Annotated in this window: 12 protein-coding genes; 1 reads left to right on the top strand and 11 read right to left on the bottom strand. The window is 43.9% G+C overall.

What is annotated here, in order from left to right; translation table 11 throughout:
• Window positions 1–610: 610 nt before the first annotated feature.
• Window positions 611–1,777, top strand: coding sequence for a D-alanyl-D-alanine carboxypeptidase family protein (locus RCH20_RS07390; protein ID WP_327193118.1), 1,167 nt, complete (start codon window positions 611–613; stop codon window positions 1,775–1,777).
• 335 nt (window positions 1,778–2,112) lie between these two features.
• On the opposite strand, the gene RCH20_RS07385 is transcribed toward RCH20_RS07390, so the two are convergent.
• The 11 genes from RCH20_RS07385 to RCH20_RS07335 all read right to left on the bottom strand — a co-directional run bounded on the left by RCH20_RS07385 (window position 2,113) and on the right by RCH20_RS07335 (window position 17,117).
• Complete coding sequence (locus RCH20_RS07385) at window positions 2,113–4,059, bottom strand: sensor histidine kinase (RefSeq protein ID WP_327193117.1); 1,947 nt, start codon at window positions 4,057–4,059, stop codon at window positions 2,113–2,115.
• Between the two features lie 202 nt (window positions 4,060–4,261).
• A complete protein-coding gene (gene der / locus RCH20_RS07380; RefSeq protein WP_327193116.1) occupies window positions 4,262–5,683 on the bottom strand; it encodes a ribosome biogenesis GTPase Der in 1,422 nt (473 codons plus the stop codon).
• 367 nt (window positions 5,684–6,050) lie between these two features.
• A complete protein-coding gene (gene bamB / locus RCH20_RS07375) occupies window positions 6,051–7,259 on the bottom strand; it encodes an outer membrane protein assembly factor BamB (RefSeq protein WP_327193115.1) in 1,209 nt (402 codons plus the stop codon).
• A 243-nt stretch (window positions 7,260–7,502) separates the two neighbouring features.
• A complete protein-coding gene (locus RCH20_RS07370) occupies window positions 7,503–8,312 on the bottom strand; it encodes a YfgM family protein (protein WP_327193114.1) in 810 nt (269 codons plus the stop codon).
• Between the two features lie 183 nt (window positions 8,313–8,495).
• Window positions 8,496–9,809 carry a histidine--tRNA ligase gene (hisS, locus tag RCH20_RS07365; RefSeq protein WP_209958188.1) on the bottom strand — a complete coding sequence of 438 codons (1,314 nt, stop codon included), beginning with the start codon at window positions 9,807–9,809 and terminating at the stop codon, window positions 8,496–8,498.
• 69 nt (window positions 9,810–9,878) lie between these two features.
• Window positions 9,879–10,994 carry a flavodoxin-dependent (E)-4-hydroxy-3-methylbut-2-enyl-diphosphate synthase gene (gene ispG, locus RCH20_RS07360; RefSeq protein ID WP_209958190.1) on the bottom strand — a complete coding sequence of 372 codons (1,116 nt, stop codon included), beginning with the start codon at window positions 10,992–10,994 and terminating at the stop codon, window positions 9,879–9,881.
• Window positions 10,995–11,136: 142 nt separating this feature from the next.
• Entirely contained in the window at window positions 11,137–11,958 is an 822-nt protein-coding gene (locus RCH20_RS07355; RefSeq protein ID WP_327193113.1) for a helix-turn-helix domain-containing protein, read from the bottom strand.
• Entirely contained in the window at window positions 11,949–12,776 is an 828-nt protein-coding gene (gene pilW, locus RCH20_RS07350; protein ID WP_327193112.1) for a type IV pilus biogenesis/stability protein PilW, read from the bottom strand. The genes RCH20_RS07355 and pilW overlap by 10 nt, the downstream gene beginning before the upstream one ends.
• A 304-nt stretch (window positions 12,777–13,080) precedes the next feature.
• The gene (gene rlmN / locus RCH20_RS07345) at window positions 13,081–14,385 is read right to left on the bottom strand and encodes a 23S rRNA (adenine(2503)-C(2))-methyltransferase RlmN (protein WP_327193111.1); all 1,305 of its coding nucleotides are present in this window, start codon (window positions 14,383–14,385) and stop codon (window positions 13,081–13,083) included.
• 371 nt (window positions 14,386–14,756) lie between these two features.
• Window positions 14,757–15,188, bottom strand: coding sequence for a nucleoside-diphosphate kinase (ndk, locus tag RCH20_RS07340; protein ID WP_327193109.1), 432 nt, complete (start codon window positions 15,186–15,188; stop codon window positions 14,757–14,759).
• Window positions 15,189–15,827: 639 nt separating this feature from the next.
• Window positions 15,828–17,117: an adenylosuccinate synthase gene (locus RCH20_RS07335; RefSeq protein WP_209958198.1), complete on the bottom strand. Its 1,290-nt coding sequence runs from the start codon at window positions 17,115–17,117 to the stop codon at window positions 15,828–15,830.
• Window positions 17,118–17,245 lie beyond the last annotated feature (128 nt).

Raw genomic sequence — 17,245 nt, 5'->3', positions numbered from 1 at the left:
TAGGTGGATTGATTGGCCTAGGCTTGTTGATTAAAACAAGCTTGTTGACATAAATGTTATACGATTGGCTTAGGCAAAAATGGCGTTGATACAAAAGATTGAAATTAGCGACAATAATAAATCAACGTTATCAATTATGGTTTTTATAACGGCTTTGTAAATGTAGTAATGACTTAAGAATAACCAGTAAAGGCTTAAAACGCTCCATTTAGATTTTATTGTTATCTGTATATAGCTTGCTGTAGCCCCGCGTATCTTCGCGAGCGGCGCAGCAAGTTTTTTCGTGCTATAAAAAAGTACTATTGTGCGCATTATTTTTAAGCATTTTTTTGATCTTCTATCCGCCTGCTATTCTCTTTCTATCAAAGCCTGACTTTATCTTATTTATTGTTTCCCCATCGGTTGGCATTTTGCTAAGATGGGGGGTTAATTTTATGTCCATCGCTTGGTTATCGTTGTCCTGGTCAAGATTAAATTTCGAAATGCGACCTTCAAGACTAGATGTTGCATGCACCCTGTTTAAGACGCGGTGTTTAAAACACGGAATGAGGTTCGGGATGATGTATGAGGCGATAGATGCATTTGGTTTCATGATGTGGTGTAACAATATATGATAGTAAAGCGTGTAAAACAGCAGTTTGTACAACTGGCAATTGGTGTGAGTATTTCTATGAGTGCGGTGATGGCGAGCGCTGCTATACAACCACCTGAGATGGACAATACTGCCTATGTATTAATGGATTATAATACTGGAGAAATATTAGCGCAAAAAAATGCTAACCAACCTCTACCACCAGCCTCACTAACTAAAATGATGACCAGTTACATCATTGAGCAGCGCTTAGCTTCAGGGGATCTTAAGGAAGACGACCAAGTGCTCATGAGTGAGAACGCTTGGTGTCGTGGCAGTAGCAGTCAGTCTTGTATGTATGTACCGGTTAATAAAACCGCCAGCGTTATCGATATGCTACGCGGCATTATCATTCAGTCCGGCAATGATGCCTCAAAAGCAATGGCTGAGCACATCGCTGGTAGCGAAAGCTCATTTGCGATATTGATGAACGAGCAGGCACAAAAGCTGGGTATGAAGAATACTAATTTCATAAACTCCACCGGCATGCCTGATCAAGGTCACGAAGCCTCCGCTTTAGATTTGGCCATACTGGCACGAGCTATCATCAAAAACAGTGGTGATTACTACAGTATTTATGCAGAAAAAGAATTTACCTATAATGGCATTACCCAAGGTAACCGCAACGCCCTACTCGCCACTGACTCTACGGTCGACGGGCTAAAAACAGGGCATACTGATGCGGCTGGCTACTGCCTGGTTGCCTCTAGCAATCGTGACGATATGCGTCTAATTTCTGTAATCATGGGCACAGAAAGTATGCAAGCGCGTGCTGATCAGTCGCGCGAACTACTTAACTGGGGCTTTGGTCATTTCACCACCGTTACTAAAGCCCCATCAGGACAGTTTGTTAGTAAGCTACCGGTATGGTTTGGCGAAGCCGATGAGGTGGAACTGGCGACAGGAGGCCACTTACAGGTACTCACTAGCAAAACCCAGAAAAGTAAAATCACTACCGTCATTGATATTCCTGACAGCATAGAGGCCCCTATCGAAAAAGGCCAACAGATTGGCAAGATGATGGCCGTCATTGATGGCAAAGCGGTCGCATCAGTCCCTATTATTGCTACTAATGATGTCAAGCAATCAGGCTTTATGAGCCGGATGTGGCAACATGTCGTACGCTGGGCACAAAACTTGTTCTAGTAAAATAAGCGGTTAATAATGCTGCTCAACCATAAAAAAACGCCCTCGTATTGGGCGTTTTTTTATGATGATATTTTATTATTTTTCTTGCGGGTGCGGTGTCACTCATGACCGTTATATTAATGCGGCTAAGAATATTCTCGCGCTCGCGCTTGAGCGTTTATAGTCAATGAAAAGTAATGTCGATACAGAACCTACTGCTGGCATACGTTGTTCTTGCTTGCTGTGCCTACGCAGACAGAGGCTGCAAAACGCTTACACCAGCAGTACCGTCGCATTTTAAGGTGTTTTAACTATAGCAGTAGGAACCCGCTCCATTTAGAGAGCGGAGGAAGTCAAACCATCCAATCCTTTAGCTGTTTACTGAGTACTTGGTCATCACGAATAGCATTATGACAGTAGTCGACACCCGCCGCTTTCAGTCCATGCTCGATGCTGTCTGAATAATGCGTTTGGTGCTGGGGATACCAATAAATCAATAAAGCACGATGCGCTGTTTCGTGCTCACGAATGTGCCTTGCTAACGTTGCGGCCTGCTCAGGTAGGATATCCTCTGCAAACATCACCATATCCATTTTTATGGTACTTATCTGTTCAATAATTGATTGGTCATACTGCTGACAAGTGACGGTAGCACCAAGACGCCGTAACTCGTCAACCATAAATCCTATCTCATGATAGTAGTAATAAACCATAACCAGGCCGGCGAGTACATACTGCTGTCGCACCTGGTCCTGATTGCGCAGAGGAATAATAACTGTAAACTGACTACCGACGCCTGGTGTGCTGTCAACCTCAATAGCTGCACCAATCAGTTGGGCCATTTGTTTAACGACTGACAAGCCTATACCGGTACCTTCATAGGCACGGGTTTGCGATGAATCTACTTGAAAAAACGGATTGAAAATATCTTCTAGATGATTGTCTGCAATACCGATACCGGTATCTGTTACGCTAATCTGCCAGCGATTACTTTCGTGAAAATGGGTCAGTTGCGACTTAATAGTGACTTGCCCTGACGGAGTAAATTTAATAGCATTATCAAGCAGTGAAGATAAAATTTGCTGGATTTTTGCCGCATCACCCTCCAGTATATAATCGATATGATGGATATGACTGATCAGCTCTAAACCTTCTTTTTGGCCAATTGGCTCATATTCTGCAAGGAGATCGGCAATCAGTTGTAGCGGGTTGAACTCACTTAAGTTAATGCTAACTTGACCTTTTTCGATCTTATTCAGCTGAATAATCTGCTCCAGCGTTCGCACTAACTGTTGACTGCCTTTACGAACGATAGCCAAAGCATCTTTTTGCTCTATATTTAAGCTTTGGTGATCTAGCAGCTGTAGGCCACCGACAATGGCATTTAATGAGGTTCTTAACTCATGAGTAATCATGCCTTGAAAATTATAGCGCTGCAGATTAAGTGATAGATCCTTGTTATGTAGCTGATGCTCAAAGACCGCAAGCGCTTCATAGTTTGTCTTCGCCTGCTGTAGACGATCAAATAAGATAATGAATGCTTTTTTAATACCTATTAACTCTTGGAAATCAAAATACTGCTGAATAGCTGGTAGCTGCTGCAACTTCGGATTGTTAGTGGCCACTTCACATACCTTAGCCAGCTCAATAATATCTTTATTCGGCCAGTAAAGTTTACGCAAAATAAACCAAACAATAAGAACAGTGAAAGCCACAGTCGCAAGCCAGGGTAATAGACTCAGGAATAGCCACTGCCAACGCAGTCTGTTAATATCTAAGGTGATATCGATATAGCCAACTAAAGTATTGCGAGCAGAAAACTGGCGTGCAGACGATTGTATTTCTACATCACTGATAGAGGAGGTGTCAATAAGCTGTTGGCTAGAGTTGGCCCGTTGAATACTACTGCCGTCAAAGTAGCGACTGGTTACTGCCTGATTAAAACTGATAGTGTCTGCAAATAGAGCGTCATACCAATCACCACTGACGACCTCAGTAGTGGCTTCGTCAAGATTAACGATAGGATGATCGGTTGAATAAAACACAATGCTTTGTAAAGTAGGATCGTCATCTAATAAGGTACTGACTTGTCTAGCAACTAAGTTAGCACCGTTGGGCGTTGAAGCGCTATTGGCGAGTAATGCGGATAATTGCTCGATGTGTAGACGTTTTTGTTGATAGTGGTAAACAAAACCATAAACAAAGGACATTAAAAAAGCCGACAAAACCCCCACAGTGATGGCTTGTATAACAGCGCGCCTGATAGTCTTGGGCATGGTTCTAATAGGGCTTGGGCTCATGTCACTCAATCAATGTAGGGCAGCTTTTAGTCATAGTATCTAATAACTGCGTCAATCATTTATTTATTTTGCAACACTTTACGGTGATGCTAGATACTGCCATCACCGCAGTTTTTTCTTAACTTGATAATTTTAAGGGTATTTATTAGCCTTGCCGTTAGTGATACATTATTGTATTAATAGAATTAATGAAAAATACTATCTAACGAGGCTTTTTATCTTTAGTGGTGAATTTTTGTGCCCGATTGCGCCCGCGCTGACGCAGCTGTTGGGCCTTTGCTTTGGTCGGGGTGTCACTTTTGCTGGCATATGGATTTTCGTTGAGCTTAAAGATCACATTAAGCGGCGTACCCTCAAGCTTAAACACTTGACGGAATTGATTTTCAAGGTAGCGCTGATAGCTCTTAGGTAGCGATCCCGTTTGGTTACCATGAATAACAATCACCGGTGGATTATGACCACCGATATGCGCGTAACGCAGTTTAATACGGCGACCACCAACTGTCGGCGGTGGGCTCGCAGTAACCGCATCTTGCAAAATTTGGGTCAAATGGTTGGTTGACACTTCGAACATCGAAGACTCATAAGCACGTAGGATTGAGGGGTATAAGTTGCCCACATTCGTGCCGTGCAATGCAGATATCATATGAACTTTGACATACGAAATAAAGTTAAAACGACGATCCATTTCTATCTTAATAAAATCTTTTTGATCAGAGCTTAAACCATCCCACTTATTGATCGCGACGACTAGTGCGCGGCCAGCATCAAGCGCGTAACCAATCATATGTAAATCTTGATCAACGATACCTTCTTGAGCATCAATCACAATAACAGTGACGTTTGAGTCTTCAATCGCTTGCAAGGTCTTAATAACGGAGAACTTTTCTACTTTTTCATCAATTTTGCCACGGCGACGTACTCCAGCGGTATCAATCAGTACGTAGTCTTTGCCGTTACGCTGATAAGGAATATAAATACTATCGCGCGTTGTGCCTGGCATATCGAACACCACCACTCGGTCTTCGCCTAACAGACGATTTACTAGCGTTGATTTACCGACGTTCGGACGGCCGATAATGGCCAGTTTTAGGCCACTTGGCTCTTGTGTATTGTCTTGCTCTGGCATATCCGCAGTTAAAACTTCGAGCAGGTTACCAACACCGCGACCGTGGCTGGCCGCCATCGGATACGGCTCACCTAAGCCTAATGCGTAAAACTCAGCAGGCGCAGAGTCATGGGCGCCATCAACCTTATTGGCAACCACATATACCGGCTTGCCTAGTGTGTGCAAAAACTTGCCAATTTCAGCATCGGCACCAATCAAGCCGACGCGGGCATCGACTACAAAGACAATAATATCTGCTTCATGAATCGCGGTATGCGACTGCTCAGACATGTAGTCGTCAATGTCGCCCCTGCCATCGTCCGCTTCACCAATGCCACCAGTATCTACAACGATAAATGCTTTGCCTTCATATTCAGCATCACCATATTGACGATCACGGGTCAGACCAGATAGATCGGCAACTAAGGCCTGCCGACTTTTGGTGAACTGATTGAATAAGGTAGATTTACCGACATTTGGGCGGCCGATTAAAGCGACCACAGGCTTGATACTCATGCGTTACTCTCAATGATTTGCAGTGACGGACAATGACTAAAGCAAATATGCTTTATATTACTGCAAACTTAAATGGATGATAGTGATAATAGAATATTAATAGTATAAATAACATTAATATTCTAAATAGAGCCGGCTACTAAATTGTTGATTAATATATTAATTTGATTTAATACTAATTCAACTGTAAATATTTGATCAATGGTTAATAAACGTTAAATTTGTTAAGGGCGCATAGACTACGCGAAACTAAATGTTTAAACAAGCGATTTGCACAAGGCGTTAAACGCTGAACAAGCAGCGTTTATATCCCGTAAAGTTGCTATTAATTAATACTGATTCGTTAAGCGTTTTAGTCGTAAAACACCTAGCGAGCCAACTGCCAAATGGCCACCTGCCCTGAGGTGCTTTGGGTTATCAAGCGGCTACCTTGAACTTGTAGATTAGTCAGCGGACCTTTGGTCTGCACACGGCTCACGATATTACCAGCTACAGGGTCGAATAAATGGACGACGCCATCCAGATCACCAATTGCAATATAATTACCGATCATTACTGGATTGGTCAAATCGCGATAAGCCAAGGCTTCACTTTCCCATGATACCTGACCATTGTTACGGTCATAGGCAACGACTTTGCCTTCTAAGCTGGTGGCAATAACTTGTGTACTATTCACCGCAAGCGCTTTAAGACTGGCAAGCTCGTTAAGAAACATTACCTGCCGCGATGCTAAATCAATCCCAAGCAGCTGGCCACTGTAGCTAATAGCAAACAGTTGGTTGTTATCAACAGTAGGCATGCCGTCGACATCACTCATGCGCTCGACTTCACTGCTACCCGCACCTACCCCAATGCGTCTTGACCACTGTGGTAAACCACTATCAGTGGTAATAGCATGTAAGCGTCCATCGGCAGTTGCTAATAGAGCAGTTCTATCATCTAATAAGGTCGGCTCGGCAGCACCGCGAATACTAATGGCCGGTGTCTGAGTGGCAAACTGCCATATTGACTGACCATTTTGTAGCGACAAGCCGTGCAAAAAGCCATTGTTAGCGGACAAAATAACTCGGTTATTACTAATTAATGCAGGCGTTAACACCGAACCTGATAGCTGCTGCTGCCAGCGTTTGGCACCAGTGGCACTATCAAAGGCGAGCACTTGGCCGCTGCGCGTACTCACGATAGCGGTCTGACTTAGAGAATCTAAGGCGACGCCACCGGTGATTTGATCACCAACATTAAGTGACCATAAAGGCTGACCCGCTTTATCAAAACCCGTCAAATCACCGCCACGTGATGCGATAACTATTTGCGTAGTGTTATAACCAACCTGCAGACTAAGCGGATCTTTTTTACTGGCTTTTTTATTACCAACATCCACACTAAAGACTGGCTGTAGCACGCTCACAGGTTGTGCAATCTGGACCAGTTTCACAGGATCATTAACGACCGGCTTAATACCCCGGTTACACCCAACGACAGCAGTGGTCATTAGCGCCAATACCGCCACATTCATGACAGTCGCTTTGATGGTTCTACCTTTTATCATTTTACTGGAGCGAATAGATCGGGTCATTATATGTTCTCACTACGAATAAATTAACGATTATTAAATGGACTATCAGTAAATAACCAAACGGTAAATAACAAGCAGACAGCAGCCCGAATCAGCACTATAACTTATCAGTACTATGACTTAGTAGTATCCTACCAACTTACTGCGCGGCTCAGCTTCAGACCTTGCTTAACATACTATCTAAAACATAATAACAAGTAATCTGAGCTATTTTAGCTGGTAACTTAGTTTGCCAAATTAAGCTTAGTTTGCAGCATTACCAGCATCATCGTCTGCCACACTTTCTGTGGCATCATCAATGGCTAACGGCTGTTGCGGGACAGTAGACGCTCGAATAAGTGCTGCTGGCTCACTGATAGGCTCAGGGATAGTCCCAAGGCTTTCCATTTTTAAGGCTAGCACGGCACGGGTTTCTTGACGTTTACGTAGCAATTCCCAAGCATTATTATAAGCTTGAATAGCCGCCTTTTTATCGGATTTTGCCAAATAAATGTCACCTAAGACTTCTTGCTGACTGGCTTCAAATGAGCTTGGTAGATCGTTATTGGCTTCCGCTAACGCGGCATCAGCATCGCCCGAGGCCAGTAAGGTTTCTGCATACCGCAAACGGGTAATAGCGTTTAAACCGGCATCACCCAAATCGATTGCTAATGCTTTTTTAAAGCTCTCAACCGCACCAGAAAAATCATCACTATCGACTTGTGAGCGTGCTTTTATCATTAGCGCTTGCCATGCATATATAGAGTCGCCATGAGTGCTAACAAGCGCATCAATATCCTTGCTGAGCTGCGTACGACTGTTCGTAAGTGCGGTCAGTGCCTCTGCTTCTAGATCTGGGTTTTGCGCTGCCAAGCTCACCTCTTCATTTAGCCGTTGAATATCGGCATAATGGTCGGCGGCGACCGTGTCTACCCGCGCGTGGTTGTCTTGCCAATAGGTCCAGCCAAAGTAGCCAGCTAGTGCCAATAAAATAGCAGTAATAGTATAGCTGCCATATTGCTTAAGCGCTTGCATCGAGTTATCTGCATTCGGCGAACGAGGTGTCTGAGCCATGTTTATTTACCTGATGAAAACTAGTGACTAAAATAAATTTATATACGGTTCGTACTATCAAATACTGATAGCATCTGATATTAATACTCGTATTTCTTCTGAGTGCTAATATCATACATAGTATATTTGGGTCTGCTAAGAACAAGCGCGTTACCTAGCAGCTATTCGGTGCTTAATCGAGTGTTACTGACTTAAGCGCTCACATGAAAAATTATCCACACTTGCCAGCCAATCCTGCGCTTCCGTCTTTTGCTCGCCGGTCTGCATATTTTTAATGCTGATCGTATTAGCATCAAGCTCTTGCTGCGCAATAATAACCGTCAACGCTGCGCCTGACTTGTCCGCTTTTTTCATCTGGGCTTTTAAGCTAGTGGCGCTGGCCATCTTGACTCGCAGATCTGGGCGACTGTAACGTAAATTTTGTGCATAGCTGAGACCCGCACTATAAACATCAGGATGGGTGGCCACAAAAACATCACAAGCGGACGTTTCTGTTAGAGGTGCTACCGCCTCAAGCAGTAACAACAAACGCTCAAGACCCATCGCAAAACCAACAGCAGGCTCAGACGTCACCGGCTTATTGTCCAGTGTATCATTACGTGAGTTTACAGATTTTAATTGCCCAACCAGACCATCATAACGACCGCCCGCACAGACCGTTGCTTGACTGCCAAGCTTATCAGTCACCCATTCAAATACCGTCTTATTATAATAATCTAAACCACGTACCAGATGCGGGTTCAACTCATAATCAATACCGAGCGCCGTTAGATATGCTTGAACCTGTGCAAAATGTGCCACACTGTCTGCACCCAAAAACTCAGCGAGCTTCGGTGCATCAACCAATACCGCCTGAGTGCTCGCTTCTTTGCTATCGAGAATACGCAGCGGATTGGTGGTTAATCGACGCTTACTATCATCATCCAACTGGTCTTGTTTGTCCGTTAAATAGGCCACCAAAGCATTGCGATAAGCATGACGCTCATCAAGCTCGCCTAAGCTATTAAGCTGGAGACGCATCTCATCTTTGAGACCGAGCGCTTGCCACATCAAGTGGGTCATAGCAATCAATTCGGCATCCGCATCCGGTAGCGCACTGCCAAAGCTCTCAACACCCAATTGATGAAATTGACGATAACGACCTTTTTGCGGACGCTCATAGCGAAACATCGGACCGATGTACCACAGCTTTGGGGTGTCGCCGCGCAACAAGTTGTGCTCAATGACCGCGCGTACGGCACCCGCTGTGCCTTCAGGGCGCAGAGCTAGCGGCGTTGGTGGCTCAGACTTGTCGGTAAAGCTATACATTTCTTTTTCAACAATGTCCGTAGCACCGCCGATAGCACGGGCGAATAAATCAGTTTGCTCAACGATCGGTAAGCGAATATGCTCATAACCGTATCTGCCTAGCACATCGGCTAATACTGCTTCTAATTGCAGCCATTTGGCAGCCTGCTCTGGCAAAATATCGTTAAACCCTTTGATAGCTTTGATCATGGTGCCGTTATATCCTCAAACGTTAATGCTGTTGTATTTGTTATTGTTGTTTCTATTATCAAGTGAGCGCTATTTTACTCGAATAATTTCGTTTTCACGTAGTTTTTCTAGCTTATCGGCATGAGCCCGTACCATGCTTTCTATCTCATCGACTAAATTGTCAGTATCAATAAGATGGCTCTTTTTGCCCATGCGGTATACTAGAGACTTTGGCGCCGCACCTACAATACCGATATCTGCCTCTTTAGCTTCGCCAGGCCCATTGACCTTACAGCCAATCACTGACAAATTCATCGGTTCACGGATATCTTCTAAGCGCGATTCTAAAGCGGTCATGACTCTAATCACATCGAACTCTTGGCGTGAACAACTAGGGCAAGCAATGAAATTTACTCCATTAGAACGAATATTAAGCGATTTTAGAATATCAAAACCGATCTTAATTTCTTCTTCAGGTTCTGCTGCTAGCGAAATACGTATGGTGTCGCCGATACCGTCTAATAACAGACCACCCAGTGCAATAGCAGACTTGACCGCACCCGTGCGATAAACACCAGCCTCTGTCACTCCTAGATGTAGCGGGTTATCAATTTGCGCTGATATTAAGCGATAAGCATCTAAGGTTAAAAATACATTACTGGCTTTAACTGATATTTTATATTGGTCAAAATTTAGGCGCTCTAAAATATCAATATGGCGCATGGCTGATTCTAGCATCGCCTCGCCTGTCGGCTCAGTATATTTGCGCTGGATTTCTTTTTCTAATGAGCCAGCATTAACCCCGATACGGATGGGAATATTGTGATATTTAGCGCAGGCGACCACTTCACGTACCTTAGCATCGCTACCAATATTGCCGGGATTAATACGTAAGCAATCAGCCCCCGCTTCAGCCACCGCAAGCGCTATTTTATGATCAAAATGGACATCCGCTATTAGTGGCACACTGACCAATTTACGAATTTCACCAAAGGCTTTAACGGTATCCATGGTTGGCGTGGATACCCGCATCAGATCAGCACCGGCCTCAACGCAGCGCTCAATTTGTGCGACAGTAGCTGCCACATCACAGGTATCGGTATTGGTCATGCTTTGCACACTAATCGGCGCATCGCCACCAATCGCAACATCACCGACGTATATTTTTTTGGTAAGGCGACGGTTAATAGGTGCTGACGTTGACATATAAAAATCCTTTAATCCCATCTAAAGATATAAAAAAATGGCAAACTATAATAGAACACCCTATATCGAATATGCTGTATAGGTCAAACCACTTATACTGCGATAGCGGTCATAAACACAATCTGAGGGCCATTTAAATAATTTAAGGTGCGAGCTCAAAACTGGCTTTTTTATCAATTGTATACTGATCTAATGCAACCGATTGTTGGTTAAGCATCAAGCTAACATTATCAACATTATCAATCTGCACATTAAATGGTGGCGTACCTAATAACTTGTAATCTCCGCGATTCTGACTGCCGTTCATCAAGCTGCTGCCCGATGCATCCATGATGCTGATCGTGGCAGTATCAGTCAGTTTGACCTCTAATGAGGCACTGCTCATACTCTCACTACCACCCAGATTCAGTGCGGAACCGGACGCACCGACCCCACTAGACTGATTATTGATTGCGGCCCCTTGCGCTTGCTCTGCTGCGGATATGTCTTCGGCGACTGGTGCAGGGTCTTGGTTGTCTTTGCTAGCATTACTGACCATACGAAACAAGAACACCGCTAAGATAATTAATGCAATCACTGCCACAATCAACAACGGGTTAAAGCGAATCCGATTATGAGTATCACGCTGTAACGTGCCCATTGGCTGCAGTGGTGAATCGATGTTGTTCACCGAACGCGACTTGAGCTCGTTCGGATAAGCGGCATCAAAACTACTCACGACTTGTACCGGATCTAAACCTAAAAACTTAGCATAATTGATCGCAAAACCACGAGCAAAAGCCGCTTGTGGTAGCTCAGAAAAGTTTTCACTTTCTAGCGCCTGCAAATGGCGCTTTAAAATAAACAGCTCGGCTGCCGCGTCCTCTAAGCTCACTTGCTGAGTTTTGCGGGCTTGCTGCAACATGGCACCAAATGAGCCTTGAGCGTTAGATTGATGATTTGATGGTGGGGTGGTCATTTCCATGGTGCCTCTGGATTGTTAAGCCAAGTCTTAAGTTGTTTTGCTTCATCGCTTAGCGGATAAGCAGACAAAAGCTGCTGCGCTAACTGCTGACGCGTCGTTTTATTATTTTGTGCTGCAGCAAGTTTGATACCTTGTAACAGCAAGCGCGGGCTAATACCTTGACCTTGCACTAGTATCAAAGTCTCATCATAAAGAAGCTGTGCTTGCTGAACACGCTGCTGCGCTAGTAGCAAGTCCACCAACTCAATATGGGCAATTAAACTGCTACGATTAGAGTCTAATACTCGCAAAAATACTTTAGCAGCGGCAGTACGGTCATCTAGCTGAAGATAGGTACGCCCTAAGTTTTCAAGGGCACCAATGCGACCTTCATAACCCAGTGCCGAACCTGCAATCTCAAACTGCGCCACTGCTTCGTTATAGCGTTTCATCTGAGATAGGTACACGCCGTAATTGTTGCGCGCCTGCTCAAAATCATTATCGAGCGCGATCGCTTTCTTAAAATATTGATCCGCTTTTTCAAGATTGATACGGCTGCCTTCTTGCTGCAGTAAAACGCCCATCATATCATAGGCCGGCGCGTATCGGTTATCGGCCGCAAAAGCTTTTTCTAGCTGCCGCTGGGCCGTGTCAAGCTCGTTTTTTCGGATATATTGCGCGGCGAGTGAAGTACGAATGCGCGCAATTTTTTGCGTATCTAGGTTACGGTTATTACTCGGTTGCGTCAAGGTTTGATAGCTTATGCCACCAGTTAAGTCGTTAGTTGGGGTGTTTTGGCACCCTGTTAATAACAGTGGCAGCAACACACTTGCAAGCATAATGCGCTTTGATCGACCTATCTGGTTATAAATCCTTGCCCCAAGCCTAAACCCATTAGTTGATAAACAAAAGTGTTCTTGAGATTTAAACTGACCAGAATACCTACCAGAATACCTATAAGTCATCATCATAACCGCCATCATAAAACTGTAAACTGTAGTTCAGTACTTTGACTCACCGAGGCATAAGTTTAATAGATTTAGAGCCATTAAGTACAATTTAGTTGTTATTAATCACTATGGCTACATTTTTATTACGGTTAAGAGGGATAAAAGACAGCTGAGTACTTATATCAAGCTCTCTTTAGACGTTTTCACGGTCTTTAATGCTCTGCTGCCATTTGGCTGAACGTCTGGTACGATCAGCCACCTGCCCGACCAGCTGACCACAGGCCGCATCGATATCGTCACCGCGCGTTTGGCGAATAGTGCAGACAAAACCCGCCTCACTCAGGATATTGCTAAAAGAATGAATACGATTATTACTAGATTTGTCGTAACCCGCATGTGGAAAGGGATTGAAAGGGATTAGATTAATTTTACTGGGCAGACCTGCTAGCAAGGTTACTAGTTGATGGGCATGCTCATCATGGTCATTGACCCCATTTAGCATGACATATTCAATAGTGACATGCTTTTTATGGCGCGGATTAACATCGTAGACATAATTTTTTGCGGCAGCTATAAGCTCTACTAGGGGATACTTTTTATTGATCGGTACCAGCTCATTGCGCAACTCATCATTAGGCGCATGTAGAGAGATCGCTAACGCCACATCGATATCTTGTGCCAACTTATACATTTTGGGTACCACACCCGAAGTCGATAAGGTCACGCGGCGCTTGGATAAACCATAAGCATGGTCACTCAACATCAGCTCCATTGAACTAACTACCGGCTGATAATTTAATAACGGCTCACCCATACCCATCATCACCACATTGGTAACTTGATTATGCCATAAGCTGTGGTCAACACCCGCTAAACTGTCCTGATCATCGGTCATATAAGAGGCATTAGCGACCCATAACTGCCCCAGAATCTCAGAAGGAGTTAAGTCACGCTCAAAGCCCTGCTTGCCGGTACTACAAAAGCTACAGTCCAATGCACAACCCACTTGCGAAGAGACGCACAAGGTCTTACGACCATTGATTTTGCTGTCATCCGCCGGTATTAATACGGTTTCGACTAACGAGCCGCCGGTGACTTCAAACACCCATTTACGCGTACCATCATCACTATATTGACGATGAATAACTTTTGGTGGAACAACACTTGCATAGGCTGACAATTTATCGCGCAAGCCTTTGCTTAGATTAGTCATCTGCTCAAAGTCAGTGACCCCTTGCTGATAAATCCATTTAATCACTTGCGTGGCACGAAACGGCTTTTCGCCGATACTCTTAAAGTAATCAGACAATTGCGCTTGGGTCATGCCCAATAGATTGGTTTTTGCCTGCGCCTCATCTAATAGCTTGATACTATTATTGCGTTTAGCTGGGGTATGCGCTTGTACTGGCTGAGCGGGCGTGACCGTAGTGGTAACATTATTATTAGTAGTAGCATTATTATTAGTAGTAGCATTAGTGGTGGTGCTGGTGGTTGACATAATCGGTGACCTGTTGGCATAAAGCCGGTTGGCATAGAATAATCTATGCAATATAGGGGTGCATGAGCAATCCATTAGCAGCGCAGCGCTAGTAACTTATAATTTTAGGTATATTTTATATCTTATCGGTTTATACATAAATATTTCATAAGACGTAATGCTGATAAAGGATTGATAACGCTGATTAAATGAGCAATAAAAGTAGTACATTTACTCATTATGCCTGCTTATCATGAAGGGCATTAAAGTAAATTTCAATAAAAAACACTTCTTAGTACCATTTTAGTACCATTAATAATAGATGAAACGGCCTATACCCTCTTGAGTATAAGCCGTCTTGCGGTACTGTTAATCATTACTACTAATAGCGATTAACGCGTACGAGCACAAACTTCGTCATCATTGAAGAAGTAGCTGATTTCGCGTTGAGCTGATTCGGCTGAATCTGAACCGTGAACCGCATTTTCATCGATGCTGCTAGCAAAGTCAGCACGGATAGTGCCTTCATCAGCATCTTTTGGGTTGGTAGCACCCATGATTTCGCGATGCTTAGCAATAGCGTTTTCGCCTTCTAATACTGATACCAATACTGGACCTGACATCATAAAAGATTTTAGGTCATTGTAAAATGGACGCTCAGCGTGCTCAGCATAGAAGCCGCCAGCTTTTTCATCATCAAGCTGTTGCATTTTAGCCGCAACAATTTTTAGACCGGCTTGTTCAAAACGGCTATAGATAGCACCGATGTGATTGCCAGCAACAGCGTCAGGTTTGATGATAGATAGCGTGCGTTCGTTAGCCATAAAAGGCTCCTAATAAATAAAAAGATGATGATAAGGGGTTAATGTTGTCTTTGATCATCGCGCTGAGGTCACTGACTAATGTGCTACCAATGCGGGCACCTCAGAGCCATAGTGAAACAACGGTTAAACCGCTACAAAAAAGACCCGTTAAAATCGTCCACGGCGTACTTTAGGCGAGTCTAACGCTGTAACAGAGTGGTGGTTATTTTACTAAGCGCGTGATTGCTGCCTATTATAATGATTAAGGCTATAAATGCTAGGGGCAATTTATAATCATAGCTTGCTTAAGGGTAAACTTAGCATCCATTATTTATTAATAGTCCCTTTTTAAGTTATTATTTCAGTTCCTATGGTTAAAATACCTTAAAAACGCGACGGTACTGCTGGTATCAGCTTTTTGCAGCCTCTGTCTGCGTAGGCACAGCAAGCAAGAACAACGTATGCCAGCAGTAGGTTATATATCGATATTACTTTTCATTGACTATACTTCAGCTCCTGTTTATTAAACTCTTATAAAACTGACTCAGAAAATAGCTTACTGCTGATAACACTGTGGGAAAACAAAAACCCCAGCACAATGTACTGAGGTTTTGCGTTATCATTAAACAATCACAGTCTAATAATGACTGTTTATTCTACTTACACGTCATACGGGTCACGTAGTACGATAGTCTCATCACGCTCTGGGCCAGTTGAAATAATATCAATCGGACAATCAATCAATGCTTCGATACGTTTAATATACTTTTTAGCGTTTTCAGGCAAATCGTCATAGTTAGTAATGCCAACTGTGGATTCGCTCCAGCCTACAAGAGTTTCATATTTTGGTGTGACAGACTCGTAGAACTCCGCATCATGCGCGCCTGCACATTCAGTTTCCGGTAGCTCGTAGCCGACCCCAATCCGCAGTTCTTCCAGACCATCTAAAACGTCAAGTTTGGTCAGGCAAATACCTGATAGTGAATTGAGTACCACTGCACGACGTAGTGCTGCAGCGTCGAACCAACCACAGCGACGGGCACGGCCAGTAGTCGCACCGAATTCACGGCCAACTTTGGCTAAATGGGCGCCAACATCATCAAACAATTCAGTGGGAAACGGACCGCTACCCACGCGGGTGGTATAGGCTTTAGTAATACCCAAGACATAGTCTAAATATAGTGGACCAATACCAGTACCGGTAGACACCCCGCCTGCGGTAACACTTGAGCTGGTCACAAACGGATAAGTACCATGATCGATATCTAATAGCGTACCCTGTGCCCCTTCGAACATTAGGTTTTTACCGGCGCGGCGTAATTGATCTAACTCTTCGGTCACGTCAGTAACCATATCTCTGATTTCTTCTTTCCACTCTTGGCACAGCTTATAAGTCTCGTCAAAATCAATCCCTTCAACTTTATAATACTGAGTCAACTGGAAGTTATGATATTCAATGAGGTTACGTAGCTTTTCTTCTAGGTCATCACGGAACAAATCTACAAGCTTGATAGCACGGCGCGCCACTTTATCTTCGTAGGCTGGGCCAATACCACGACCGGTCGTACCGATTTTACCACTACCACGTTTGGCTTCACGGGCTTGGTCTAATGCCACATGATAAGGCATAATAAGTGGACAGTTAGGCGAAATACGCAAACGCTCACGAACGGGTACATTATTAGCCTCTAACTCTTTCATCTCTTTAAGCAAGGCGTCAGGGGCTAACACTACCCCATTACCGATGAAGCAAGTAACGCCTTCACGTAGAATGCCTGATGGAATTAAGTGTAAGACGGTGGTTTTGCCATCGACAACTAGTGTGTGACCCGCATTATGGCCACCTTGAAAACGCGCCACTGCAGCGGCTTTTTCAGTAAGCAAATCAACGATCTTGCCTTTACCTTCATCGCCCCATTGGCTACCTAAAACTACGACATTCTTACCCATGATCAATCCCTACTATTATGTATTGAGGTGTACGCTAATAATTTAAATGTTAACAATAACTTAGCTTTAAAATTAATAACAAGCTAAAAAATAATACTGTGCTTTAACGATAATAAATCTTGATTGTA

Origin of the sequence: Psychrobacter sp. PL15, assembly GCF_035984995.1 — a bacterium.
Lineage (GTDB): Bacteria > Pseudomonadota > Gammaproteobacteria > Pseudomonadales > Moraxellaceae > Psychrobacter.
Note: the sequence above shows the minus strand (reverse complement) of the source record. Positions and strands in the feature narration are given on the sequence as shown.